General features: G+C 71.9%; 22 protein-coding genes, 1 other RNA gene and 1 pseudogene. 18 read left to right on the forward strand and 6 right to left on the reverse strand.

Annotation, left to right across the window (positions count from 1 at the left end; translation table 11 throughout):
- Positions 1-291 precede the first annotated feature (291 nt).
- Both IE257_RS32165 and IE257_RS32170 read left to right on the forward strand, forming a co-directional pair.
- Positions 292-2,061, forward strand: coding sequence for a serine/threonine-protein kinase (locus IE257_RS32165; RefSeq protein WP_189973375.1), 1,770 nt, complete (start codon positions 292-294; stop codon positions 2,059-2,061).
- Positions 2,062-2,221: 160 nt separating this feature from the next.
- A complete protein-coding gene (locus IE257_RS32170) occupies positions 2,222-3,469 on the forward strand; it encodes a serine/threonine-protein kinase (protein ID WP_189973376.1) in 1,248 nt (415 codons plus the stop codon).
- A 176-nt stretch (positions 3,470-3,645) separates the two neighbouring features.
- On the opposite strand, the pseudogene IE257_RS32175 reads toward IE257_RS32170, so the two are convergent.
- A pseudogene (locus IE257_RS32175) lies at positions 3,646-4,646 on the reverse strand (isopenicillin N synthase family dioxygenase).
- A gap of 319 nt (positions 4,647-4,965) precedes the next feature.
- On the opposite strand from IE257_RS32175, the gene prfB reads away from it, so the two are divergent.
- Complete coding sequence (gene prfB, locus IE257_RS32180; RefSeq protein WP_189973377.1) at positions 4,966-6,075, forward strand: peptide chain release factor 2; 1,110 nt, start codon at positions 4,966-4,968, stop codon at positions 6,073-6,075.
- A gap of 126 nt (positions 6,076-6,201) precedes the next feature.
- Here prfB and IE257_RS32185 read toward each other — a convergent pair whose 3' ends face one another.
- Positions 6,202-6,396 (reverse strand): hypothetical protein, encoded by a 195-nt coding sequence (locus tag IE257_RS32185; protein ID WP_189973378.1) that lies wholly within the window; start codon positions 6,394-6,396, stop codon positions 6,202-6,204.
- A 237-nt stretch (positions 6,397-6,633) separates the two neighbouring features.
- Here IE257_RS32185 and ftsE point away from each other — a divergent pair, with 237 nt between their 5' ends.
- From ftsE to ssrA, 5 genes are all read left to right on the forward strand, one after another.
- Entirely contained in the window at positions 6,634-7,323 is a 690-nt protein-coding gene (ftsE, locus tag IE257_RS32190; RefSeq protein ID WP_030771648.1) for a cell division ATP-binding protein FtsE, read from the forward strand.
- 17 nt (positions 7,324-7,340) lie between these two features.
- Positions 7,341-8,309 carry a permease-like cell division protein FtsX gene (ftsX, locus tag IE257_RS32195; RefSeq protein ID WP_189973379.1) on the forward strand — a complete coding sequence of 323 codons (969 nt, stop codon included), beginning with the start codon at positions 7,341-7,343 and terminating at the stop codon, positions 8,307-8,309.
- A 67-nt stretch (positions 8,310-8,376) separates the two neighbouring features.
- Positions 8,377-9,567 carry a S41 family peptidase gene (locus IE257_RS32200; protein ID WP_189973380.1) on the forward strand — a complete coding sequence of 397 codons (1,191 nt, stop codon included), beginning with the start codon at positions 8,377-8,379 and terminating at the stop codon, positions 9,565-9,567.
- Between the two features lie 18 nt (positions 9,568-9,585).
- Entirely contained in the window at positions 9,586-10,071 is a 486-nt protein-coding gene (smpB, locus tag IE257_RS32205) for an SsrA-binding protein SmpB (RefSeq protein WP_189973381.1), read from the forward strand.
- Positions 10,072-10,155: 84 nt separating this feature from the next.
- Positions 10,156-10,544, forward strand: a transfer-messenger RNA (tmRNA) gene (gene ssrA, locus IE257_RS32210).
- A 55-nt stretch (positions 10,545-10,599) separates the two neighbouring features.
- Here the strand turns inward: ssrA and IE257_RS32215 are convergent.
- Genes IE257_RS32215 through IE257_RS32225 form a run of 3 tightly spaced genes read right to left on the reverse strand, consistent with a single transcriptional unit; the run spans position 10,600 to position 12,416 of the window.
- Positions 10,600-10,857 (reverse strand): Txe/YoeB family addiction module toxin, encoded by a 258-nt coding sequence (locus IE257_RS32215; protein WP_189973382.1) that lies wholly within the window; start codon positions 10,855-10,857, stop codon positions 10,600-10,602.
- Positions 10,854-11,129 carry a type II toxin-antitoxin system Phd/YefM family antitoxin gene (locus tag IE257_RS32220; RefSeq protein ID WP_189973383.1) on the reverse strand — a complete coding sequence of 92 codons (276 nt, stop codon included), beginning with the start codon at positions 11,127-11,129 and terminating at the stop codon, positions 10,854-10,856. Before IE257_RS32220 ends, IE257_RS32215 begins: the two co-directional genes overlap by 4 nt.
- Before the next feature lie 30 nt (positions 11,130-11,159).
- A complete protein-coding gene (locus IE257_RS32225) occupies positions 11,160-12,416 on the reverse strand; it encodes an MFS transporter (protein ID WP_189973480.1) in 1,257 nt (418 codons plus the stop codon).
- 94 nt (positions 12,417-12,510) lie between these two features.
- Here IE257_RS32225 and IE257_RS32230 point away from each other — a divergent pair, with 94 nt between their 5' ends.
- From IE257_RS32230 to IE257_RS32265, 8 genes are all read left to right on the forward strand, one after another.
- On the forward strand, positions 12,511-13,476 hold the full coding sequence (locus tag IE257_RS32230; protein WP_189973384.1) for a LysR family transcriptional regulator: 966 nt from the start codon (positions 12,511-12,513) through the stop codon (positions 13,474-13,476).
- A gap of 96 nt (positions 13,477-13,572) precedes the next feature.
- Positions 13,573-14,943 (forward strand): nitrate/nitrite transporter, encoded by a 1,371-nt coding sequence (locus IE257_RS32235; RefSeq protein ID WP_189973385.1) that lies wholly within the window; start codon positions 13,573-13,575, stop codon positions 14,941-14,943.
- Between the two features lie 113 nt (positions 14,944-15,056).
- Complete coding sequence (locus tag IE257_RS32240; protein ID WP_189973386.1) at positions 15,057-16,232, forward strand: uroporphyrinogen-III synthase; 1,176 nt, start codon at positions 15,057-15,059, stop codon at positions 16,230-16,232.
- 9 nt (positions 16,233-16,241) lie between these two features.
- On the forward strand, positions 16,242-16,790 hold the full coding sequence (locus IE257_RS32245) for a GNAT family N-acetyltransferase (protein WP_189973387.1): 549 nt from the start codon (positions 16,242-16,244) through the stop codon (positions 16,788-16,790).
- A 231-nt stretch (positions 16,791-17,021) separates the two neighbouring features.
- Positions 17,022-17,582: a CGNR zinc finger domain-containing protein gene (locus tag IE257_RS32250; RefSeq protein WP_189973388.1), complete on the forward strand. Its 561-nt coding sequence runs from the start codon at positions 17,022-17,024 to the stop codon at positions 17,580-17,582.
- A 116-nt stretch (positions 17,583-17,698) separates the two neighbouring features.
- Entirely contained in the window at positions 17,699-20,005 is a 2,307-nt protein-coding gene (locus tag IE257_RS32255) for a HelD family protein (RefSeq protein WP_189973389.1), read from the forward strand.
- A 490-nt stretch (positions 20,006-20,495) separates the two neighbouring features.
- Entirely contained in the window at positions 20,496-21,899 is a 1,404-nt protein-coding gene (locus IE257_RS32260; protein WP_189973390.1) for an NAD-dependent malic enzyme, read from the forward strand.
- A 340-nt stretch (positions 21,900-22,239) separates the two neighbouring features.
- On the forward strand, positions 22,240-22,521 hold the full coding sequence (locus tag IE257_RS32265) for an HU family DNA-binding protein (protein WP_007264399.1): 282 nt from the start codon (positions 22,240-22,242) through the stop codon (positions 22,519-22,521).
- A gap of 474 nt (positions 22,522-22,995) precedes the next feature.
- Here IE257_RS32265 and murA read toward each other — a convergent pair whose 3' ends face one another.
- Positions 22,996-24,339, reverse strand: coding sequence for a UDP-N-acetylglucosamine 1-carboxyvinyltransferase (murA, locus tag IE257_RS32270; protein ID WP_189973391.1), 1,344 nt, complete (start codon positions 24,337-24,339; stop codon positions 22,996-22,998).
- A gap of 263 nt (positions 24,340-24,602) precedes the next feature.
- Here murA and IE257_RS32275 point away from each other — a divergent pair, with 263 nt between their 5' ends.
- Both IE257_RS32275 and IE257_RS32280 read left to right on the forward strand, forming a co-directional pair.
- The gene (locus tag IE257_RS32275) at positions 24,603-25,163 is read left to right on the forward strand and encodes a YqgE/AlgH family protein (protein ID WP_189973392.1); all 561 of its coding nucleotides are present in this window, start codon (positions 24,603-24,605) and stop codon (positions 25,161-25,163) included.
- 29 nt (positions 25,164-25,192) lie between these two features.
- Positions 25,193-25,477: a DUF3039 domain-containing protein gene (locus IE257_RS32280; RefSeq protein ID WP_030010729.1), complete on the forward strand. Its 285-nt coding sequence runs from the start codon at positions 25,193-25,195 to the stop codon at positions 25,475-25,477.
- Positions 25,478-25,624: the final 147 nt, after the last annotated feature.

Here is a 25,624-nt window from a genome sequence, read left to right on the forward strand (position 1 = left end):
TTCCGTACGGGTGCATCCTCGCACCTGTCACGGACAACACGCCCGGCACCCGGCAACAAATGATCTTGATGTGATCCGACCCGGGGCGGACCCCGGCCGGATCCGGACGGCGAGGTGGTGGAAGACGGGGAAAAACGCCTCCGGCATACCCAGCAAACATCACCCTCCGTACATATGTGCGGCAACCAACCTCTGCGGACCGGCGTCTTCCCGGGGGACACCCCCTAGAGTGGGCCGGAAAACCAATCAGCAGATCGACCACAGCAGGACGACAGCAGGGGAGCGCGAGACGTGCGGCCAGTCGGCAGCAAATACCTGCTCGAGGAGCCGCTCGGGCGCGGCGCCACGGGCACTGTCTGGCGTGCCCGCCAGAGGGAGGCCGCCGGCGCGGAGGCGGCCGTGGCGGGCCAGCCCGGCGAGACCGTGGCCATCAAGGTCCTCAAGGAGGAGCTGGCCCAGGATCCCGACATCGTCATGCGCTTCCTGCGGGAGCGCTCGGTCCTGCTGCGCCTGACGCACCCCAACATCGTGCGCACGCGCGACCTCGTCGTCGAGGGTGATCTGCTGGCTCTGGTCATGGACCTGATCGACGGCCCGGACCTGCACCGCTACCTCCGCGAGAACGGCCCCTTCACGCCCGTCGCCGCGAGCCTGCTGACCGCCCAGATCGCGGACGCCCTCGCCGCCAGCCACGCCGACGGAGTGGTCCACCGCGACCTGAAGCCGGCCAACGTGCTGCTCGACGAGCGCGGCGGGCAGATGAAGCCGATGCTCACCGACTTCGGCATCGCCCGCCTCGCGGACTCCCCGGGCCTGACCCGCACCCACGAGTTCGTCGGCACCCCCGCCTACGTCGCCCCCGAGTCCGCGGAGGGCCGCCCGCAGACCTCCGCCGTCGACATCTACGGCGCCGGCATCCTCCTCTACGAGCTGCTCACCGGACGCCCGCCGTTCGCCGGCGGCACCGCGCTCGAAGTGCTCCACCGCCACCTCAGCGAGGACCCGCAGCGGCCCTCGACCGTGCCGGAGCCGCTGTGGACGGTCATCGAGCGCTGTCTGCGCAAGGAGCCGAACGAGCGACCCAGCGCCCAGAGCCTGGCCCGCGGACTGCGCGTGGTGGCCGCCGGCATCGGCGTGCACTCCTCGGCCGCCGAGGTGGAGGCCGCCCTCGGCGTGGGCGCGCTGCTCGCGCCCGACCCCTCGCCGGCCCCGGTCCCCGAGACCCCCGGCGCCGCCGACCCCACCCAGATGCTTCCCGGGACCGGTGCGCAGGCCGGCGCCTACGACCCGAACGGCATGACCAGCGTCCTGCCGCCGGTCGGTGCGGCGGACGCCACCTCGGTGCTGCCGAGCACGGGAGGCCCCGGGGCCGACCCGACCTCGGTGATGCCCCCGGTGCAGCGGCCCGACCAGCCGCATCCGTGGCAGTCGCAGATGCAGGCCGCCCGGGACCGCAACGAGCAGACGCAGATCCAGTACCTCGACCCGAACGAGGACCCCCTGCGCCGCCGCCCGCAGCGACAGGCGCCCCCGCCGCCGCAGCACCGGCCCCAGCAGCAGCCGTACCGGCAGGGCCCGCCGCCCCAGCAGCAGCAGTACCAGCAGCCGCCCCAGCAGCAGTACCGCCAGCCGCAGCAGCCGCCGCAGCAGCAGTACGCGCCTCCGCCGCCGCAGCACTACCAGCCGCAGCAGCACCAGCCCCAGCCGTACCAGCAGCAGCCTCAGCCGCAGCAGCCCCAGTACCGCCAGCCCCAGCCGCAGCAGCAGCCCCCGCAGGCCCCGCCGCCGCAGCGGCCGGCCCCCCGGGAGCCGCGCGAGCCGCGCCGCCGCAGCGCCAACCCGGTGCGGATCCCGGGCCTCGGCTGCCTCAAGGGCTGCCTGGTGCTGATCCTGGTGTTCTTCGTCGCAGGCTGGCTGATCTGGGAGCTGACCCCGCTCCAGCAGTGGGTCGGCACCGGCCGCGGCTGGTGGGACCAGGTGTGGACCTGGGGCTCCGACGTCGTCGACTGGGTCGCCACGATCGGGGATTCCGCGGGCTCCTCGGGTTCGCCGAATCCCTGACGGGGGCTCCGGTAGCGCCGACCTCGTAGATTTGTCGACTTCTGGGACGTGATTTCGCCCGCAGAAGTGAAGGTCGCCGCGAATCCGGCCCCCTGCTGGCCTCCAATGCCCACTCGGCCGCGTAGCTTTGGTGCGTACGCCAGCCGCTGAGGGAGCAGTCGTGGCACGGAAGATCGGCAGCCGGTACACCGCGCACCAGATCCTGGGACGCGGCAGCGCGGGCACGGTGTGGCTGGGCGAGGGGCCTGACGGGCCCGTCGCCGTCAAACTGCTGCGCGAGGACCTCGCGTCCGACCAGGAACTCGTCGGACGGTTCGTCCAGGAGCGCAGCGCGCTGCTCGGCCTGGAGCACCCGCACGTCGTGTCCGTCCGCGACCTCGTCGTGGACGGCAACGACCTCGCCCTCGTCATGGACCTCGTCCGCGGTACGGACCTGCGCACGCGCCTCGACCGCGAGCGGCGGCTCGCCCCCGAGGCGGCCGTGGCGATCGTCGCGGACGTCGCCGACGCGCTGGCCGCGGCGCACGCGGCGGGGGTCGTCCACCGCGACGTCAAGCCGGAGAACGTCCTGCTGGACATGCAGGGCCCGCTCGGCCCGGGCGGTTCGCACCCGGCGCTGCTGACCGACTTCGGCGTGGCCAAGCTGATCGACTCCCCGCGGCGGGCCGCGGCGGGCCGGGCCTCGGCCCCGACGACCCGGATCATCGGCACCCCGGACTACCTGGCGCCGGAGATCGTGGAGGGCCTGCCCCCGCGGGCCGCGGTGGACATATACGCCCTGGCCACGGTCCTGTACGAACTGCTGGCCGGGTTCACCCCCTTCGGCGGGGGCCACCCGGGAGCGGTCCTGCGGCGGCACGTGACCGAGACGGTCGTCCCGCTGCCGGGCATCCCCGACGAGCTGTGGCAGCTCGTCGTGCAGTGCCTGGCCAAGGCCCCTGCCTCACGGCTGCGGGCCTCGGAGCTGTCGGTCCGGCTGCGGGACCTGCTCCCGATGCTGGCCGGGATGCCGCCACTGGACGTGGACGAGCCCGACGACGCGGATCCGGACCCCGAGCCCTCGGAGGAACCGGCGGCGGATCCGGTCCGGCGCCGCGGCGTGGTCCCGCTGGTGCCCGGCTCGGCGACGGACTCCAACCGGGACACCCACACCTCGATGCGCGTGCCGGGGCCGGACGAGCTGGCGGGCGGCGCGCTGGGCACCGCACGCGTGCCGCGCCCGGCCGGCGGCCACCGGCCGGGCTCCGCCCGCCACCGCGCGGAGGCCGCGCGCAAGCGCCGGCTGGTCCTGTCCGTGTCGGCCCTGGCGCTGGCCGCGGCCGTCGGCCTGGGCACGTGGCTGGCTGTCTCCGGTGACGACCCCGCCCCCCGGCAGGACAACAAGCAGTCGGTCCCGCGGGTCCCGTAACGCCGTGCGGCGCCGCTCCTGGGCCTCCGCCCCAGACCCCGCGCCTCGAACGCCGGCGAGGCTGGATTTTCAGCCGTCCGGCGTTCGAGGACCGGGTCCGGGCAGAGCCCGGGAAACGGCGAAGGGGCGGGGCGGGGAGAGAGCTCCGCGCAGCGGACACCCGCGGCCGGGGACGGCTAGGCGTTGGCCAGTTCCGGGTGCCAGCGCCGCGCCACGGCCGGGTGGGCGCGGACCCAGCCCTTGAGTTCGTTGCGGCCGTACTCGGCGTGCAGCGGGTTCGACTCGTCGTGCGCGACCCCGGGCGCGGAGCGCAGGTAGTCGCCCGGGACGGTCTCGATCACCGCGTCCAGCCGCGGGTTGTAGAAGAACGGCACCGAGTACCGCTCCACCGCCCCCGGCGGGCTGACCACCCGGTGGTCCGTCGCCGTCAGGTACCCCTCGGTGGCGATCTCCAGCAGCTCGCCCAGGTTCACCACGAACGCGCCCGGCATCGGCGGCACGTCCAGGTAGCCGCCGTCCCGGACCACCTGGAGGCCGCCCACCGAGTCCTGGAGCAGCAGTGTCAGGAACCCGTAGTCCTTGTGGGCGCCGACCCCCTGGTCGGCGCCGGAGGGGGCCGATCCCGGGTAGCGGATCAGCTTGGTGTGCAGGTGCGGTCGGTCCGCGAAGGCCGCGTCGAAGAAGTCCGCCGGGGCGCCGATCGCGACGAGCAGCTCCTGGAGCAGGCGGTGGGCCACCGCCGCGAGCCGCGACTGCCAGTCCAGGACCACCGTACGGAGCTCCGGGAGGGCGGCGGGCCACTGGTTCGGGCCCTCCAGCCACAGGTACGCCGGGTCGTCCGGCCCCACCGCCGGCGCCGGGCGCTCCGCGCCGACGTCCAGCTGGTCCCGCCAGTCGGAGGCCCCGCCGGTCAGCTCGTGGCCGATGCGGGTGTAGCCGCGGAAGTGCGGGGAGTTCAGATTGCTGACCGAGAGCCGGTCGGTCTCCGGGAGGGCGAAGAACGCCCTGGTCAGTTCCAGGATGCGGGCACTCTCGGCGGCGGTGACGCCGTGCCGGTCAGGTGCAGGAAACCGGAGTCCCTGGCGGCTGCGTGCAGCTTCTTCAGGAAGTCGGCCCGCTGGGCCGGGTCGTCCGCCTGGGAGAGGTCCAGGACGGGGAGGGTGTGCGCGGACGGCATGACGGCTCCGTTTCGGGATGTCACGGGGTCCTGTTCCCCAGAGGTGGCGGGGGCCGCGGGGCGGGGGAGGGTCTCCGGCAGGGGTGGTGCCGGGACCGCGGGAGCCGCGCGTACAGGACCAAGTCGGATCGGGGTGGATCAGGCTTGGGTTCGGTCCGGCGGCAGACAGCTCGTCGTCGTGACACGCATGTGGTCCACATGGCGGCGCTTGACGAGGAGAACGGTCATACGGTGAGCGTACGCCCGTGCGAGCCCTCATCAGTACGGGTGATCCGGCCTGCCCGGACGGCATCGTCCGGGGACCGGCTACGCTGGACCCGTGGCAGTCGTCGATGTTTCCGAAGAGCTGAAGTCCCTCTCCTCGACCATGGGGTCGATCGAGGCCGTCCTGGACCTCGACAAGCTGAGGGCAGATATCGCCGTGCTCGAGGAGCAGGCCGCCGCGCCGTCCCTGTGGGACGACCCGGATGCCGCTCAGAAGATCACGAGCAAGCTTTCGCACCTCCAGGCGGAGGTCCGCAAGACCGAAACGCTGCGGGGGCGCATCGACGACCTCGGGGTGCTCTTCGACCTCGCCCAGGAGATGGACGACGCGGACACCCTGGCCGAGGCCGAGACCGAGCTCGTCTCCGTCCGCAAGGCGCTGGACGAGATGGAGGTCCGGACCCTGCTCTCCGGCGAGTACGCCGAGCGCGAGGCCCTGGTCAACATCCGTGCCGAGGCCGGTGGCGTCGACGCCTCCGACTTCGCCGAGCGCCTCCAGCGCATGTACCTGCGCTGGGCCGAGCGCCACGGCTACTCGACGGAGATCTACGAGACCTCGTACGCGGAAGAGGCCGGCATCAAGTCGACCACCTTCGTCGTCAAGGCCCCGTACGCCTACGGAACGCTCTCGGTCGAGCAGGGCACCCACCGCCTCGTGCGGATCTCGCCCTTCGACAACCAGGGCCGCCGCCAGACCTCCTTCGCGGGCGTCGAGGTGCTCCCGGTCGTCGAGACCAGCGACCACGTCGAGATCGACGAGGCCGAGCTGCGCGTCGACGTGTACCGCGCCTCCGGCCCGGGCGGCCAGGGCGTCAACACCACCGACTCCGCGGTGCGCATCACGCACCTGCCGACCGGCATCGTGGTCTCCTGCCAGAACGAGCGCTCGCAGATCCAGAACAAGGCCAGCGCCATGAACGTCCTCCAGGCCAAGCTGCTCGAGCGGCGCCGCCAGGAGGAGAAGGACAAGATGGACGCCCTCAAGGACGGCGGCAGCTCCTGGGGCAACCAGATGCGCTCCTACGTCCTGCACCCGTACCAGATGGTCAAGGACCTGCGGACGGAGTTCGAGGTCGGCAACCCGCAGGCGGTGCTCGACGGCGAGATCGACGGCTTCCTGGAGGCCGGAATCCGCTGGCGCAAGCAGCAGGAGCAGACCGCGTAACGCCGCAGCACGCGACGCAGCACGATGAGAAGGGCCCGGACACCCAGTGTCCGGGCCCTTCTCATCGTGTGTGATCGCTACGCGGCACGGATACCGCGCGCACCGCGACGGGGCGGTGTGAGCGCTCTAGGCGGCGTGCTGGGCCACCAGCGCCAGAGCTGCCACAAGGACCACCATGAGCACGATGAGGGTCATGGGGTTCAGGCCGGAGAAGGGGCTGCCCTCCTGCTGGAGGCGCTCCCGGTTCGCCCGGCACACCGGGCAGCGGCCCTGGCTGACGGGTGCGGCGCAGTTCGCGCACACGAGCCGGTCATATGTCATGCGCTCCTCCTCTCGTCCCCTCGGTCTTCTCGTTGCGTACAACGGCGCGGGGACCCGGACCGTTCCCCCTACCACTGTGCCAGCTTCGCCGACATTCGGCGCGGCCCGTCCGGGCAATCACGGTCCGGACCCACTGGCACCCCGGGATAAATCGGGCAAGTCCGGAGGCCGGGTCCACACCTCGCGCCCGTTCGCGTATGGTCACGCACACCTACTCCCGGCGACCGTGGTGCACCCGTGATCCGATTCGACAGTGTCTCCAAGTCCTACCCGAAGCAGAGCCGTCCCGCACTCAGAGAAGTCTCCCTCGACATCGCGAAGGGCGAGTTCGTCTTCCTGGTCGGCTCCTCCGGCTCCGGCAAGTCCACGTTCCTGCGCCTGATCCTGCGCGAGGAACGGGCGAGCCACGGCCAGGTGCACGTCCTGGGCAAGGACCTCGCCAAGCTCTCCAACTGGAAGGTTCCGCAGATGCGGCGCCAGTTGGGGACCGTCTTCCAGGACTTCCGACTGCTGCCCAACAAGACGGTGGCCGAGAACGTGGCCTTCGCGCAGGAGGTCATCGGCAAGCCGCGCGGCGAGATCCGCAAGGCCGTCCCGCAGGTCCTCGAACTCGTGGGCCTGGGTGGCAAGGAGGACCGCATGCCCGGCGAGCTCTCCGGCGGTGAGCAGCAGCGCGTGGCCATCGCCCGCGCCTTCGTCAACCGCCCCGCCCTGCTGATCGCGGACGAGCCCACCGGCAACCTCGACCCGCAGACCTCGGTCGGGATCATGAAGCTGCTGGACCGGATCAACCGGACCGGCACCACGGTGATCATGGCCACACACGACCAGCAGATCGTCGACCAGATGCGCAAGCGCGTCATCGAACTCGAACAGGGCCGACTCGTGCGCGACCAGTCGCGCGGCGTCTACGGCTACCAGCACTGAAAGGTCCCTGAGACGCAATGCGCGCCCAGTTCGTCATGTCGGAGATCGGCGTCGGTCTCCGTCGCAATCTCACCATGACCTTCGCGGTCATCATCTCCGTGGCCCTCTCGCTGGCCCTGTTCGGCGGCTCCCTGCTCATGCGCGAGCAGGTGAGCCGGATGAAGGGCTTCTGGTACGACAAGGCCAACGTCTCGATCTACCTCTGCAACAAGCAGGACGCCCAGGAGGCCGGCGAGGCAGCCGCCAAGCCGGACGGTTCGGCGAGCGGCTCCGGCGGCGTCGCCACCTGCCGCAAGGGCGCCGTGACCGATGAGCAGAAGAAGCAGATCGAGTCCGAGCTCAAGCAGATGACGCTGGTCAAGAGCGTCGCGTACGAGTCGGCGGACGAGGCGTACAAGCACTACCAGGAGCAGTACGGGCACACCGCGCTCGCCTCCTCCATCACGCCCGACCAGATGCAGGAGTCCTTCCGGGTCAAGCTGAAGAACCCGGAGAAGTACAAGGTGGTCACCTCCGCCTTCGCCGGCCGCGACGGCATCCACACCGTCGACGACCAGCGCAAGGAGATCGACGACCTCTTCCGGATCCTGAACTACCTCAACTACGCGGCCCTCGGCATCATGTTGATCATGCTGATCGTGGCGCTGCTGCTGATCGTCAACACCGTGCGCGTCTCGGCGTTCAGCCGCAGGCGGGAGACCGGGATCATGCGGCTGGTGGGTGCCTCCAGCTTCTACATCCAGGTCCCCTTCATCATGGAGGCGGCCGTCGCCGGCCTCATCGGCGCGCTCTTCGCCTGCGCCATGCTCGTCTCCGGGCAGTACTTCGTGATCGACCACGGCGTCGGGCTGCGGGACAAGATTCAGTTGATCGACTTCATGGGCTGGGGATCGGTGCTGGCCAAGCTCCCGTACGTCCTCTTCATCGGCCTCCTGATGCCCTCCATGGCCGCCTTCATCGCCCTGCGCAAGTACCTGAAGGTGTGACAAGCGCCCCGCGAGCGGTCCGGTCAACCACCCGTACCGGCGCGGGGCTTGTCCTAGACTCGGCGCCATGCTGGGCTTGCCGAGTATTCCCGCCTTCTGTCTCCGGCCCCGCGACCTGCGTCGCGGGGCCGTTCTGACGTTGGCCTTCCTCACCGCCGTCGGCGCCGGTGCGTACACCGGCTGCTGGGACCGCGAGGAGGGTGCCGTGGCCGCCGCGGCCCTGACCGGCGCCCCCGCCTCCGAGGCCCCGCGCCAGGCCGGCACCGCCGACCGGGACGCGGTCGCCCGCGCCGCCGCGGAGGCCGTCGCCGAGGGAAAGTCCGGCAAGAAGGCCGCGCAGGAGGTGGTCAGCCGCAGCGGCGACCGCTGGGGCACCGTTTACGACCAGAGCGAGTACGCCGCCTTCGCCGAGGGCCTCGACGGCCGCTGGACCGGCGTCGGAGTCTGGGCCGAGCGGGCCCGCGACGGCATGATCAAGGTCGACAAGGTCCAGCCCGGCAGCCCCGCCGCCCGCGCAGGACTGCGCGCCGGGGACCGGCTGCTGAGCGTCGACGGGCACACCGTGACCGGCCTGGCCGTCGCCGACGTGGTCGCCCTGCTGAGGGGCGAGGCCGGTACCCCGGTCGTACTGAACCTGAGCCGGGACGGCGCGGACCTCACCGAGACCGTGCGCCGCGAGCAGCTGCGCACCGAGCCGGTGACCGTGCGCCGGCGCCCGGACGGGGTCACGGTCATCAAGGTGGTCTCCTTCACCCGCGGTTCCGGCGAGCGCGTCAGGTCCGCCGTGCGCGCGGCCCCGGCCGGCGAGGGGGTCGTGCTCGACCTGCGCGGCAACCCCGGCGGCCTGGTCGCCGAGGCGGTCACCGCCGCCTCGGCCTTCCTGGACGGCGGGCTCGTGGCCACGTACGACGTGCGCGGCGACCAGCGGGTCCTGTACGCGGCACCGGGCGGTGACACCACCCGGCCGCTGGTGGCCCTCGTCGACGGGGGGACGATGAGCGCGGCCGAGCTGGTCACGGGCGCCCTCCAGGACCGTGGCCGGGCGGTGGCGGTGGGCAGCCGGACCTTCGGCAAGGGCTCGGTGCAGATGCCGACCGAGCTGCCGGACGGTTCGGTGGCCGAGCTGACGGTGGGCACGTACCGCACACCGGCGGGCCGGAGCCTGGACGGCGAGGGCATCACCCCGGACGTGCCGGCGGGCGAGGCGGTCGAGGAGCGGGCGGTCACAGTATTGGGTGGCCTCGGGGTGGGTCCGTAGTGCGAAAATGACCGCACTATGGCTAAGGAAAAAGGGCGCAAGCTGATCGCCCAGAACAAGAAGGCGCGCCACGACTACGCGATCATCGACACCTACGAGTGCGGTCTCGTGCTCACAGGTACCGAGGTCAAGTCCATGCGCCAGGGCCGGGCCTCGCTGGTGGACGGCTTCGTGTCGGTGGAGGGCGGGGAGGCCTGGCTCTACAACGTGCACGTGCCGGAGTACAGCCAGGGCACCTGGACCAACCACAGCGCCCGGCGCAAGCGCAAGCTCCTCATGCACCGCGAGGAGATCGACAAGCTGGAGCGCAAGGCGGACGAGTCGGGTCACACGATCGTGCCCCTCTCGCTGTACTTCAAGGACGGCCGGGCGAAGGTCGAGATCGCGCTGGCGAAGGGCAAGAAGGAGTACGACAAGCGGCAGACGCTGCGCGAGAAGCAGGACACCCGTGAGACGAACCGGGCGATCTCGGCCGTCCGGCGCAAGCAGCGCGGCACGGTTTAATCACCTGGCACGCGGCGCTCCACTTCGCGTACCATGGCGTCAGCACCGCCCCCCAGGGGTCGGCGCAGCTTGAAAAAACAACATGGGGATGATCGGTTTCGACAGCGGATGTCGATGCAGGGGAAGCGAGCCGAGGAAGCGGCAATGATCTCGCTAACCATATGTCGCAAAAAATAATCGCCAACTCCAAGAGCGATAACTCCCGCTTCTCCCTCGCTGCCTAATAACAGTGAGCTGAAGCCTCTGTGAGGAGCGTCAGCCCGGAAGTGGTCCCGGTCCGGATCCTGGCGTCAATTAGGGATCTAAACCTCTAGCCCCGGTCACGGGGGTTGGAGGGAAACCAAACAGTGACTGAGCCCGTCGGAGACTTGTCCGTGTGATCTCCGGGGCTGAGAAAAGCGCAGCGGACTGCGCTCGGAGAAGCCCTGCTTCTGCACCGTTGGACGCGGGTTCGATTCCCGCCATCTCCACTCATCCCATGTGGGCAAAGGCCCCGCAGCCTCTCGGCTGCGGGGCCTTTGTCATGCGTCAGTAGTGGTAGCGGGCCTTGAGGACCTTCACTTCCTTGTCGTCGGCCCGGTACACGAGGCGGTGCTCGTCGTCGATGCGCCGGGACCAGTAGCCCGTCAGTTCGCCCTTCAGGGGCTCGGGCTTGCCGATGCCGGTGAACGGGTCCCGCTGGATCTCGCCGATCAGGCGAGTGATCCGGCGGGCCCTCTTCCGGTCCGACGAGAGCCAGAACAGGAAGTCCTCCCAGGCGGCGGGGTCGAAGTGAACGCTCCTCACTCCTCGCCCCCGGCCAACTCCCTCAGCTCGTCCAGCGTCCTGGTGACCGTGGAGGCGCCCTCACGGTCGCGCGCGACGGCTTCCATCAACCGCTGGGCGTTGGCGGGGGAGCGCAGGAGGTAGACGGTCTCCTGCCAGGAGTCGTAGTCGTCGGCGGACATGAGGACCGCGTCACCGCTCTTGGAGGTGATGCGCACCGGGGCGTGGTCGGTGTTGACGCGCTCGATCAGCGGGAACAGGGTCGCCCTGGCTTCGCTGGCGCTGATGGACATGGTGCGCTCCTCTCGTCGAGTCGTACCAATCTATGGTACAAGTCCGGTACGGGAAACCGGTACGACTTTCGTGAGGGCGAGCGCGAGGAAGGCCGCCGCGGCCGGGAGGGCGTACGCGGCGGACGGGCCCAGGCGGTCGACCAGGGTGCCGGCCGCGGCCGCGCCCAGGGCGATGCCCGCGAGGATGGCGGTGACCGCGAGGGTCATGCCCTCGTTGAGGCGGCCCTCCGGGGTGAGGGCGTGGACCCGGGACATCGCCGTCACCATCGTCGGAGCCGTGGCCATGCCCGCCACCAGCAGGGCGCAGGCCAGCGGGAGGAGCGCACCCGTGCTCGCCGCGAGCCAGGGCAGGGTCATCGCGGCGGCCATCGCGACCAGACAGGTGCGCAGACCGCGCGGGCGCAGCGTGCCGTAGAGCAGCCCGGCCGCGCAGGAGCCCGCCGCCTGGAGGGCCAGCACCGGGCCGGAGGCGGCGCCCAGCCCCAGGGCGTCGAGGTGGGCGATCGAGGCGATCTCCATCGAGCCGAAGACCACGCCGGTGGCGAGGAAGAGGGGCAGCAGCGGGGCCAGTGCGCGCAGCGGCGAGCCGCGGCGCGGGCCCGCCGACACCGGGGGCTGGGTGGCGCGGCAGGAAGTGAACACCAGCATGCCGGTCAGCAGCAGGACGGCCGCGGTGAAGGTGCCGGCCTCGGGGAGGACGACCGAGCAGAGGAAGGCCGCCAGTACCGGGCCGAGCATGTAGCAGAGCTCGTCGGCGGCCTGCTCGAAGGACATCGCGGTGTGGTGCGCGTCCGAGGAGCCGCGCAGCAGGTGCGTCCAGCGGGCGCGGGACATTCCGCCGATGTTCGGGGTGGTGGCGGTCGCGGCGTACGAGGCGAAGAGGGTCCAGGCGGGGGCCCCGGTGCGGACGCACACGACCAGGGACAGTGAACCGAGGACCGCGATCAGGGTCGCGGGGACGGCGATCCGGGCCTGGCCGTGCCGGTCGACCAGCCGGGCGGTCCAGGGTGCGACCAGCGCGGTGGCGGCCATGCCGGTCGCGGTGACCGCGCCGGCGAGGGCGTACGAGCCGCGCTGGCCGGCGATCATCATGACCGCGCTGACCCCGAACATGCCCATCGGGAGGCGGGCGAGAAGGTTTCCGGCGGTGAAGCCGCGCGTGCCGGGCAGCGCGAACAGGCGGCGGTAGGGGCCCTGCGGGCGCGGGGGAGTGCGTTCGCCGCGCGGGCGGGGTGCGGGCGGGGCGGGCGGTGCGGCGAGGACGAGGGTGCTGCCGGTGACGGACATGAGGGGCATGACCACCACCCTCGGCCGGGACCGGGTGCGGCGTCCAACACCTGTCCGGCGGCCATTCACGCCGATCCGTTGTTAGTCTCCGGGGATGATGCCCCGTGACGTGGACCCCCGCCTGCTGCGCGGGTTCGTCGCCGTGGCCGAGGAGCTCCACTTCACCCGCGCCGCCGCCCGGCTGTACGTCGCCCAGCAGGCGCTGAGCCGCGACGTACGGCGGCTCGAAGAGGCCCTCGGCACCACGCTGTTCGTCCGTACGACCCGCGCCGTCGAGCCGACCCCCGACGGGGAGCGGCTGCTACCGCTCGCCCGGCGGGTGCTGGCCGCGCACGAAGCGGTCGCCGCCGCCTTCGCCGCCCCCAGGGCGCTGCTCGTCGACCTGAACACCGACGGGCCGAGCACCGCGCGCACCGTCCTGGAACGGGCCCGCGAACTCGCCCCGGACTGCGAACTGATGGCCCGCTGGGAGAGCGGACTGACCTACGCCGCCGCCGAGGTCGCCGCCGGACGCCTGGACGTCTCCTTCGGGTACGCCGCCGGGCTGGACCCGGTGTGGCGCTCCCGGATCGCGCACCGGCCCGTGCGGTACGAGCCGCTCGCCGTGCTGCTGCCCGAGGGGCACCCGCTGGCCGGGCTGGCGGCCGTACCGCTCGACGCGCTGGCCGGGGAGACCGTGTACGCGGGCGCCGGGAACCCGCGGACGCCGGAGTGGACGGGGCTGGCGCGCGAGCTGTTCGCCGGGCGCGGGATCCTGATGGCACCGCCCGCGCCGGTGGCCATCGGCAAGGACGAGTTCAGCCGGGTCATGGCCAAGACCCGCAATCCGGTGCTGGTGACCGTGGACTTCGTCGACATGCCCGGGTCCGTGAAGCGGCCGCTGGTCGACCCGGTACCGCTGTCCCCGCTGTCCATGGTGTGGCGCAAGGGCTTCGCCCACCCCGGTCTCGAAGCGCTGCACCGGGCCGCGGCCACCCTCTCCGCCGAACACGGCTGGCTGGAAGTGCCCCCGGCGAGCTGGCGCCCGGCCGCGCTCACAGGTGCCCACGGCGGCGGGTGAGAGCAAGGTTTCCCGCCGGTCATCCGGCGGGGACCGGGGCGGAAACGCGCCGTTCCTACGGTCGTGCCACGGACGCGAGAGCTGTGGAGGCGTGTGATGACCGGTACGACCGCACCGCGCAAGGGGGGCCGCTGGATCGAGCGGTGGGACCCCGAGGACGAGACCTTCTGGAAGGAGACGGGGGAGCGGACCGCCCGCCGCAACCTGGTCTACTCCGTGTTCTCCGAGCACATCGGCTTCTCCATCTGGTCCCTCTGGTCCGTGATGGTCCTCTTCATGGGACCGGCCTACGGGATCGACCCGGCCGGGAAGTTCTTCCTGATCGCCACCGCGACCCTGGTGGGGGCGGTCGTCCGGGTGCCGTACACCTTCGCCGTCGCCCGCTTCGGCGGCCGGAACTGGACCGTCGTCAGCGCGCTGCTGCTGCTCGCGCCGACGGTCGCCGCGCTCGTGGTGATGGAGCCCGGGACCTCGTACGGGACCTTCCTCGTCGTCGCGGCCCTCACCGGCGTCGGCGGCGGCAACTTCGCCTCCTCCATGACCAACATCAACGCCTTCTTCCCGCTGCGCAAGAAGGGCTGGGCACTCGGCCTGAACGCGGGCGGCGGGAACATCGGCGTGCCCGTGGTGCAGCTCGCCGGGCTGCTGGTCATCGCCACCGCCGGGGCCGCGCACCCGCGGTACCTGCTGGGCGCCTACATCCCGCTGATCGTGATCGCGGCCGTCCTGGCGGCCGTACGGATGGACAACCTGGCGCCCGTGCGCAACGACACCGGCGCGGTCCGCGAGGCGCTGAAGGACGCGCACACCTGGATCATGGCGTTCCTCTACATCGGGACCTTCGGGTCCTTCATCGGCTACAGCTTCGCCTTCGGGCTGGTGCTGCAGACCCAGTTCGGCCGCACCCCGCTCCAGGCCGCCTCGCTGACCTTCATGGGGCCGCTGCTCGGATCGCTGATCAGGCCGGTGGGCGGGGCCCTCGCGGACCGGTTCGGCGGGGCACGGATCACGCTGGGCACCTTCGTCGCGATGGCGGCGGCCACCTCAGTGGTGGTGTTCGCCTCCCAGCGGTCCTCGCTGTCGGTCTTCCTCGTCGGCTTCGTGGCGCTGTTCGTCCTGAGCGGGCTCGGCAACGGATCGACGTACAAGATGATCCCGGGCATCTTCCAGGCGAAGGCGCTGGCACGCGGCATGACCGGCGAGGGCGCGGCCGCCTACGGGCGGCGGCTCTCCGGTGCCTCCATGGGGCTCATCGGCGCCGTCGGCGCGCTCGGCGGACTGGGCATCAACCTGGTCTTCCGGGAGGCGTTCCGCACCTCCGGCTCCGGAACGGCGGCCTTCGTCACCTTCCTCGGCTTCTACGCCCTGTGCTGCGCGGTGACGTGGGCGGTATACCTTCGCCGCCCCGCGACCCCGGTGATCCACACGGTCGGGGCCGAGACGAAACCGCAGCTCACGTCGGTGTAACCGGGGCGAAATACGGGTGAACCGAGTCCGACACGACAGGTTGACAGGCTCGGTCCGCCCGTACCGCCCCACACCGCCCCGCATGCGTCACTAGGCAGGTCACGATGGTCACGATGGACGACACGAACACCGGCCCGCTCGCGGGCTTCACCGTCGGGGTCACGGCAGCCCGGCGGGCGGACGAGCTCATCGCCCTGCTGCGGCGGCGCGGAGCGGCCGTACTGCACGCACCGGCGCTGCGGATCGTGCCGCTCGCCGACGACAGCGAGCTGCTGGCCGCCACGAAGGAACTGATCGACTGCGCACCGGACGTGGTCGTGGCCACCACCGCGATCGGTTTCCGGGGATGGATCGAGGCGGCCGACGGGTGGGGCGTCGGCGAGGACCTGCTGGAGCGGCTGCGGACCACCGAACTGCTGGCGCGCGGACCGAAGGTGAAGGGCGCGATCCGGGCCGCCGGGCTCGTGGAGACCTGGTCCCCGGACTCCGAATCGCTCGCCGAGGTACTCCAGCGGCTCCTGACGGCGGGGGTGGCCGGCCGGCGGATCGCGCTCCAGCTGCACGGGGAGCCCCTGCCCGGTTTCGTCGAGGCGCTGCGGGAGGGCGGCGGCGAGGTGGTGGTGGTCCCGGTGTACCGGTGGATGGCCCCGGAGGACCTCGCGCCGCTGGACCGGCTGCTGGACGCGGTGATCGCCGGCGGGGTGGACGCCGTCAGCTTCACCTCCGCGCCGGCGGCGGCCTCGCTGCTGTCCCGGGCGGAGGAGCGCGGGCTGCAGGAGGCCGTACTGGACGCCCTGCGCGGCAGGCTGCTGTCCGCGTGCGTGGGTCCGGTGACCGCGCTGCCGCTCCAGGCGCACGGGGTGGACACGGTGCAGCCCGAGCGGTTCCGGCTGGGCCCGCTCGTGCAGTTGCTCTGCCGCGAGCTGCCCGGCCGGGCGCGGGTGCTGCCGGTGGCCGGGCACCGGCTGGAGATCCGCGGCCACGCGGTCCTGGTGGACGCGCAGCTCAGGCCCGTACCGCCGGCGGGCATGGCCCTGCTGCGGGCGCTGGCCCGGCGCCCGGGCTGGGTGGTCTCCCGCGCGGACCTGCTGCGCGCGCTGCCGGGCGCGGGCCGGGACGAGCACGCGGTGGAGACGGCGATGGCCCGCCTCCGGGTGGCGCTCGGGGCGCCGAACCTGATCCAGACGGTGGTCAAGCGCGGGTACCGGCTCTCGCTGGACGCGGGCGGGGAGGCCAAGTACGGAGAGCTCCCCGCCGACGCGGTGACGGCCAGGGGGGTCCTCGGCTAGCGTGCCGGGATGATCATTGACGGGGTTGAGATGAGGGGCGTCGTGCTCGGCGACGCCGCCGGGCTGGCCGAGTCGTTCGCCCGGAACCGGGCGTTCATGGCGCACGTCGAGCCGATCCGCCAGGACGCCTACTACACGGAGGCCGGCCAGCGGGAGCGGCTGGAGGGGGTGCTCGCGGAACGGGACGCGGGGCGGATCGTCCCGTACGTGTTCGTCGAGACGGCCACCGGAGCGCCCGTCGGCGCGATCAACCTCGGCTCGATCGCGTACGGGCCGCTGTGCAGCGGCGGCATCGGGTACTGGGTCGACCCCGCCTGGCACGGCAAGGGGCTGGCCACCGCGGGCGTGGAGGAGGTCTGCCGGGTCGCCCGCGACGAGCTGGGCCTGCACCGCGTGGAGGCGGGCACGCTGGTCGACAACCTGGCCTCGCAGCGGGTATTGGCGAAGGCGGGCTTCGAGCAGTTCGGCCTCGCGCCGCGCTACCTGCACATCAACGGCGCCTGGCGCGACCACCGCCTCTTCCAACGCCTCCTCCACGACAACCCACCCGGGGCCTAGCCCATCCCGCCTTGCCGCCACTCGCAGCCTGCCCGGCGGAGCCGGGTTTCCCGGGGCTCCGCCCCAGACCCGCGCCTCAAACGCCGACGAGGCCGGAGGTGGCCGGGGGTGCGCGTGGCACGGGCGGTGCTCCGCGCAAGCGGGAGGGCGAACCCACCGGTTCGGGGGCTTCCGCTGTGGCCCGCCGGGCGGCAGTCTGGTACGGCACCCCCACGACGGGAGGCTGACGGCATGCGGTTCGATTCCGGGCGGGTCTGCCTGGACCTGGTGGCCACCTTCACCCCCCACGAGGCGATCCCGGACGGTGACGAGCTGCGGCTGTGGCTCGCCGGGGCCGGCCTGGTACCCGACCGGACGCCGCTCGCCCGGGTGGGACCCGAGTGGGCCGCGGCCTTCCGGGCGCTGCGCGCCGACGTGGAAACCCTCGTACGGGCGGAGCTGCTCGGCACCGATCCCGACGAGCACGCCCTCGCCCGCGTCAACGCACTGGCCGCCGGACCACCCCCCGGCCTGTGCGCCGTACGGGACCAGGAAGGGCACCTCGTACGGGAGTTGTGCGGCGGCGTGGAGTGCGGCGCGCTGCTCGCGGCCGTTGCCCGGGACGCCGTCGAGCTGCTGACCGATCCCGGTGACCGGGCACTGCTGCGGGCCTGCGACGGCGACGGCTGCACCCGCGTCTACCTGGACACCTCCCGCGGGCACCGGCGCCGCTGGTGCTCCAGCGAGCGCTGCGGCAACCGCGAGCGCGTGGCCCGGCACCGCCGCCGGGCCCTGGCCGCCGGGCCCCGGTAGCCGGGTCCACCACCCCGCGTACCACCCTGCGAGACCCATTCCGGAACGGGCGTGCGGACAAGGGGCCGATTCGCGTACGGTTGACGGTCGCCCATGCACGTCAGAAGGGGGCCTTGGTGGCCGCGCAGAATGCCGCTGTCGACAGCACGGCGGATTCCGTCCGCGATCGGGAGATCGCGGTCGAGCAGACGCATCTCGACCAGGTGTACCGACGCCTTGAGGAGAAGATCCACGAGGCCGAGTTCCTCATGAACGACGCCGCCAAGCGCGGCCAGGTGGGTACGCCCGGCGCACTCGCCGAGCGCGACGCGCAGGTCTTCCGGGCGGGCATCCACCTGAACCGGCTGAACAACGAGTTCGAGGACTTCCTCTTCGGCCGCATCGACCTGGTGCTCGGCAAGGACGGGGAGCGCGGCGCGGACGGCGCGTACACCTCCGTCGACCCCGCCGACGACGCGATCCGCGAGGACCTCACCGCCGACGTCGCCGAGACGCTGCACATCGGCCGCATCGGAGTCCTGGACTCCGACTACGCGCCGCTGGTCATCGACTGGCGCGCACCGGCGGCCGCGCCGTTCTACCGGTCCACGCCCAAGGACCCGGGCCGGGTCGTGCGACGGCGCGTCATCCGCTCCAAGGGCCGCAAGGTGCTGGGAGTCGAGGACGACCTGATGCGCCCGGAGGTCACCGCGTTCCTGGACGGCCGGGAGCTGCTCGCCATCGGCGACGGCGCCCTGATGGCCGCCCTCGGGCGGGCCCGTACGCACTCCATGCGTGACATCGTCTCCTCCATCCAGGCCGAGCAGGACCTGGTCATCCGGGCCCCCGCCGCCTCCGTCGCCGAGGTCGCCGGCGGCCCCGGCACCGGCAAGACCGCCGTCGCCCTGCACCGCGCCGCGTACCTGCTCTACCAGGACCGGCGCCGCTACTCCGGCGGCATCCTGATCGTCTCCCCGACCCCGCTGCTCGTCGCGTACACCGAGGGCGTGCTGCCCTCGCTGGGCGAGGAGGGCCAGGTGGCGATCCGGGCCCTCGGCTCGCTCGTCGACGGCGCGGAGGCCACCACCTACGACTCCCCGGCCGTGGCCCGCATCAAGGGCTCCTCGCGGATGCTGAAGGTGCTCCGCAAGGCCGTACGCGGCGCACTGGAGCTCGGCGGCGCCCCCGACCGGCTGCGCGTGGTGGCCTTCGGCCGCCGCCAGGAGCTGGAGTCGGCCGAGCTGAACCGGATCCGGCAGAACGTGCTCAGCGGCACCGCCCCGGTCAACCTGCTGCGCCCGCGCGCCCGCAAGCTGCTGCTCGACGCCCTCTACGCGAAGTCCGGCGGCGCCGGCCGGCACAGCGACCCGGAGCTGGCCGCCGAGCTGCGCTCCGCCTTCGACGAGGACATCTCCACCGAGGACGCCTTCATCGGCTTCCTCAATGCCTGGTGGCCCGAGCTGACCCCGCGCGGGGTGCTCGCCGCGCTCGCCGACGAGCGTCACCTCGGCCGCTGGTCGCGCCGGGACCTGAACCCGCGCGAGACCCGCCAGCTGGCCCGCTCGCTGCGCCGGGTGGGTCCGGACGGCAAGGGCCCCCTGTCGGTGCACGACGTGGCGCTGCTGGACGAGCTCCAGCAGCTGCTCGGCGCTCCGGCGCGGCCGAAGCGCAAGCGGGAGATGGACCCGCTCGACCAGCTCAGCGGGCTGGAGGAGCTGATGCCGACCCGCGAGGAGACGCAGTGGGAGCGGGCCGAGCGGCTCGCGGCGGAGCGCACCGAGTACGCGCACGTCATCGTGGACGAGGCCCAGGACCTGACGCCGATGCAGTGGCGGATGGTGGGCCGCCGGGGCCGGCACGGCACCTGGACGGTCGTCGGCGACCCGGCGCAGTCCTCCTGGACGGACCCCGAGGAGGCCGCCGCGGCCCGCGACGAGGCCCTCGGGTCGCGCCCGCGCCGGCGATTCACCCTGACGGTGAACTACCGCAACCCGGCCGAGGTCGCCGAGGTCGCCTCCCGGGTGCTGCGCCTGGCGATGCCCGGTATGGAGCCGCCGTCCGCGGTGCGCTCCACGGGGCTGGAGCCGCGCTTCACGGCCGCCCGGGGCGATCTGGGCACCGCGGTGCGGGAGGAGACCCGGCGGCTGCTGGAGCAGGTGGACGGCACGGTCGGTGTGGTCGTGGCCATGGACCGGCGTGCGGAGGCCGCGGGCTGGCTCGCGGACCTCGGCGAACGGGCGGTGGCGTTGGGCAGCCTGGAGGCCAAGGGCCTGGAGTACGACGCCACGGTGGTCGTCTCCCCGGCGGAGATCGCGGACGAGTCCCCGGCGGGCCTGCGGGTGCTGTACGTGGCGCTGACGCGCGCGACGCAGCAGCTCACGGTGGTCTCGGCCGACCGGGACAAGCCCGGCGCGGACGGGGTGCCGGAGCTGCTGCTGCCGTAGGCGGGCGTGGCCCGCGGCCCGGCGGTGGGGGTTCACCGCCGGGGTCCCGGCCCGCTCGGGGCCCTGTACGGCCGGATGGTCCGCGGCCAGGAGCGTGGTGCTCGGATACGGGCACGAGCAGGGGGATCACTTTCGGCGATCCTTTGTTAGCCTGGGTACGGCACCGACTCGATCCAAGCCCCCGGGCCCAACCTTCGTCGCTCAGAGCGACCACTTGCCGCGAGGCGAGCATGGCGGGTCGGTGTCATAGACATACGAATCACCAGGTCCGCGTCCCCCACCTGTGGGGGGCGCGGACCTGTTTTGTATGACCCCACCATTCCGAACCCCCCTGGAATCTCGTATGGTGGAAGAGTCTTTCCGAATTTTGTAGCTGGTTACCTTGTACTGGCTGGTAGGTGGGACGATCGGACAACAGGTCCTGCCGCACCGGCTGTGCAGCGGGGCTCTGTGTGTTACAGCGAACCAGGGACAGAAGAGGAACACGGCCATGGCAACGGCGCCCAGCGTCTCGTATTCGATGACGGTCCGTCTGGAAGTGCCCGCGAGCGGAACCGCGGTCTCCCAGCTCACCACGGCCGTGGAGTCCTCCGGCGGATCGGTCACCGGCCTCGACGTGACCGCATCCGGCCACGAGAAGCTCCGGATCGACGTCACCATCGCCGCGACCTCCACCGCGCACGCTGACGAGATCGTCGAGAAGCTGCGCGGCATCGAGGGCGTCAGCCTCGGCAAGGTCTCCGACCGCACCTTTCTGATGCACCTCGGCGGCAAGATCGAGATGTCGTCCAAGCACCCCATCCGCAACCGTGACGACCTCTCGATGATCTACACCCCGGGCGTCGCCCGCGTGTGCATGGCGATCGCCGAGAACCCCGAGGACGCGCGCCGCCTCACCATCAAGCGCAACTCCGTCGCAGTCGTGACCGACGGCTCCGCCGTGCTGGGTCTCGGCAACATCGGCCCGATGGCCGCGCTGCCCGTCATGGAGGGCAAGGCGGCCCTCTTCAAGCGCTTCGCCGGCATCGACGCCTGGCCGATCTGCCTCGACACCCAGGACGCCGACGAGATCGTCGCGATCGTCAAGGCCATCGCCCCGGGCTTCGCCGGCATCAACCTGGAGGACATCTCCGCGCCGCGCTGCTTCGAGATCGAGGCCCGGCTGCGCGAGGCCCTCGACATCCCCGTCTTCCACGACGACCAGCACGGCACCGCGATCGTCGTGCTCGCGGCCCTCACCAACGCACTGCGCGTGGTGGGCAAGGCAGTTGGCGACGTCAAGGTCGTCATGTCGGGCGCCGGTGCGGCCGGTACCGCCATCCTCAAGCTGCTCCTCGCGGCGGGCGTCAAGAACGCGGTGAGCGCCGACATCCACGGTGTCGTGCACGCGGACCGCCCCGACCTCGTCGACGCCGCGGCGGACTCCCCGCTGCGCTGGATCGCCGACAACACCAACCCCGAGGGCTACACGGGCACGCTGAAGGAAGCCGTGGTCGGCGCCGACGTGTTCATCGGCGTCTCGGCCCCGAACGTACTGTCCGGCGAGGACGTCGCCGCGATGGCGGAGGGTGCGATCGTGTTCGCGCTCGCGAACCCGGACCCCGAGGTGGACCCGGCCGTCGCCCGTCAGACCGCCGCAGTCGTCGCCACCGGCCGCTCCGACTTCCCGAACCAGATCAACAACGTGCTGGTCTTCCCGGGTGTCTTCCGCGGTCTGCTGGACGCTCAGTCCCGCACCGTGAACACGGAGATGATGCTGGCTGCCGCGAGCGCGCTGGCGGACGTCGTCGGCGAGGACGAGCTGAACGCGAACTACATCATCCCGTCGGTGTTCAACGACAAGGTGGCCGGTGCGGTCGCGGGCGCCGTCCGCAAGGCCGCCTCGGGGGCGTGAGCCCCGCTGTGACGGCCCTCACGGCGCTCTGATCCCGGCGCGTCGCGAGATGCAGGCCCGACGGGCCGCCTCTAGGGTTGCGGGGATGCCCGCGAGGTCCGCGGTCCGCAGCGGCGTGTGAGCGAGGGCGTGGACGGAGCGTCACCGCGGCGTGACTGTGGCGCTTTTCGCGTGACCCCGACGGGTGCCGGATTGGCTTTCCCGCCGCTGGTGGGGGCAGGATGCGTAACCGGGCGAGAGGGTCTGACGTTCAGACCCGGGTCCGGGGACTGTCCTAGGGCCCTGGCAGCATCGGCTTCGATCTCACGCCTCTAAGGCAAGTTGAACACGGGAGTACAACATGAACCGCAGTGAGCTGGTGGCCGCTCTGTCCGAGCGCGCCGAGGTGACCCGCAAGGACGCCGACGCCGTTCTGGCCGCGCTCGCCGAGACCGTCGGCGAGATTGTCGCCAAGGGCGACGAGAAGGTCACCATCCCCGGCTTCCTGACCTTCGAGCGCACCCACCGTGCCGCTCGCACCGCGCGCAACCCGCAGACCGGCGACCCCATCCAGATCCCGGCCGGCTACAGCGTGAAGGTCTCCGCGGGCTCCAAGCTCAAGGAAGCCGCCAAGGGCAAGTAAGTCCTGCCCCGGCGCCGAGGGCCGCACAGGCCTTTGGAACGGCAGTAGTACGCAGAACGACGATGGGCGGTCACCCCCGGGCGGGGTGGCCGCCCTTCGGCCTGTCCGGGGCCGGGCGGACCGCAGGACGGACCGGACTGACGGGCCGGCCGGACGGGGACGGAACCGGACGGACGCGGACGCGGACGCGGGCGCGGGCGCGGACGCGGGCGGGGACGGAACCGGACGGACGCGGGCGGACGGGACGCGGGCCGGGGGAGCCGCGCCGGCCGGGGTCCGGCCCAGGTGCCCGGGCCCGCCCGGCAGGCCCTGTGAGGCCCCGTCAGGGCCCTTGGTGGGGCCCCGGTATGCCGGTGGAATGCCCCACCCGGCCGCCGGAGGCCACGAGAAAGCCCCCCGGGCCCTGTGCGGGGCCCGGGGGGCTGCTGCGTACGCGACCCGCGCGGTGCGGCTCGTACGTCGTCTCGGTACGGCTCAGACGAGGTTGCCGCCCGGGAGCTCGACCTTCGCGCCGAGTTCCACGAGCTTCTCCATGAAGTTCTCGTAGCCGCGGTTGATCAGGTCGATGCCGTGGACGCGCGAGGTGCCCTCGGCGGCCAGCGCCGCGATCAGGTACGAGAACCCGCCGCGCAGGTCGGGGATGACCAGGTCGGCGCCCTGCAGCTTGGTGGGGCCGGAGACGACCGCCGAGTGCAGGAAGTTGCGCTGGCCGAAGCGGCAGGCCGAGCCGCCCAGGCACTCGCGGTACAGCTGGATGTGAGCACCCATCTGGTTGAGCGCCGAGGTGAAGCCGAGCCGGGACTCGTAGACCGTCTCGTGGACGATCGACAGGCCGGAGGCCTGCGTCAGGGCCACGACCAGCGGCTGCTGCCAGTCGGTCTGGAAGCCGGGGTGGACGTCCGTCTCCAGCGCGATGGCCTTGAGCGGGCCGCCCGGGTGCCAGAAGCGGATGCCGTCGTCGTCGATCTCGAACGCCCCGCCGACGCGGCGGAAGGTGTTCAGGAAGGTCATCATTGAGCGCTGCTGGGCGCCGCGCACGTAGATGTTGCCGCCGGTGGCGAGGGCCGCGGACGCCCAGGAGGCGGCCTCCAGGCGGTCCGGGAGGGCCTTGTGGTTGTAGCCGCCGAGGCGGTCGACACCGGTGATCCGGATGGTCCGGTCGGTGTCGACGGAGATGATCGCGCCCATCTTCTGCAGGACGCAGATGAGGTCCTCGATCTCCGGCTCCACCGCGGCGTTGCTGAGCTCGGTGACGCCCTCGGCCAGGACGGCCGTCAGCAGCACCTGCTCGGTCGAGCCGACCGACGGGTAGGGGAGGCGGATCTTGCAGCCGCGCAGGCGCTGCGGGGCTTCCAGGTACTGGCCGCCCTCGCGCTTCTCGATGGTCGCGCCGAACTGGCGGAGCACGTCGAAGTGGAAGTCGATCGGCCGGCCGCCGATGTCGCAGCCGCCCAGACCCGGGATGAAGGCGTGGCCGAGCCGGTGCAGCAGGGGCCCGCAGAAAAGGATCGGGATCCGCGAGGAGCCCGCGTGGGCGTCGATGTCGGCGACGTTCGCGCTCTCGACGTGGGTGGGGTCGAGGACGAGTTCGCCCGGCTCCTCGCCGGGACGGACCGTCACCCCGTGCAGCTGGAGCAGCCCGCGGACGACGCGCACGTCACGGATGTCGGGAACGTTGCGCAGCCGGCTGGGTCCACTGCCGAGCAGAGCGGCGACCATGGCCTTGGGCACGAGGTTCTTCGCACCACGGACACGGATCTCGCCCTCGAGCGGGGTACCGCCGTGGACAAGCAGTACATCGTCACTGATGCCGGTCATGAATCTCGCGTTCCGGAGAGGGGTGGGCAGGGGGCCAGGGAAAAGGGTAAGGGTCACCACCCCCTTGTTCGTAAGGCCGACGTGGCCGTAGGACTGTCATGAATTCGGCACAACACCCTCCGTATCCACCGCATGGCGGAGTGTTGCGTTCCGCCTACTCCGTCCGTGCGCGCTCCTCGCTGCTGCCGTGCGCCCTGAGCTGCGGGCGATCCGATCTCCGCGCCCGCTCCCCGTAATCGGCCGATGTGCGGGATCATGGCGGCATGACCGAGGTGTCCTCCCTCACAGGGCGGTTGCTCGTGGCCACCCCAGCCCTCGCGGACCCGAATTTCGACCGCGCGGTGGTGCTGCTGCTCGACCACGACGAGCAGGGCTCCCTCGGCGTGGTCCTCAACCGGCCGACGCCCGTGGGCGTCGGCGACGTCCTGTTGCCCTGGGCGCCCCTGGCGGGTGACCCCGGTGTGGTCTTCCAGGGCGGGCCCGTGGCGCTGGACTCGGCCCTGGGCCTGGCGGTCATCCCCGGCGAGGAGGGTCCGCTGGGCTGGCGCCGGGTGTACGGGGCGATCGGCCTGGTCGACCTGGAGGCGCCGCCGGAGCTGCTGGCCGCGGCACTGGGGGCCTTGCGGATCTTCGCGGGCTACTCCGGCTGGGGCCCGGGACAGCTGGAGGCGGAGGTCGGCGAGGGCGCCTGGTACGTGGTCGAGTCGGAGCCCGGGGACGTGTCCTTCCCCGACCCGGAGCGGCTCTGGCGGGCGGTGCTGCGCCGCCAGCGCAGCGACCTCGCGATGGTCGCCACCTATCCGGACGACCCGTCGCTCAACTGACGGGCGCGGGGTTAAGTACCCTGGGTTCCATGAGCACTCTTGAGCCCGAGCGCGGGACTGGCACGGGGACCCTCGTAGAGCCGACGCCGCAGGTGTCGCACGGTGACGGCGACCACGAGCGCTTCGCCCACTACGTCCAGAAGGACAAGATCATGGCGAGCGCCCTCGACGGGACCCCCGTCGTCGCGCTCTGCGGCAAGGTCTGGGTACCGGGCCGGGACCCCAAGAAGTACCCGGTCTGCCCCATGTGCAAGGAGATCTACGAGTCCATGGGCCCCGGTGGGGACAAGGACAAGGGCGGCAAGGACAAGTAGTCCGACCCCCGGCCTCCCTGTTCCGCAGGTTTCCGCAGGACCGAGACCCCCGCACGCGCCACAGCGCGTCCGGGGGTCTTTGCCGTGCCCGCACGCCGCGTTAGGGTCGGCGCCACGAGCGCCCTGCGGAACGAGCGTTGCGCAGGA

The sequence above is a fragment of the Streptomyces avidinii genome (genome assembly GCF_014650695.1).
Classification (GTDB): Bacteria; Actinomycetota; Actinomycetes; order Streptomycetales; family Streptomycetaceae; genus Streptomyces; species Streptomyces avidinii.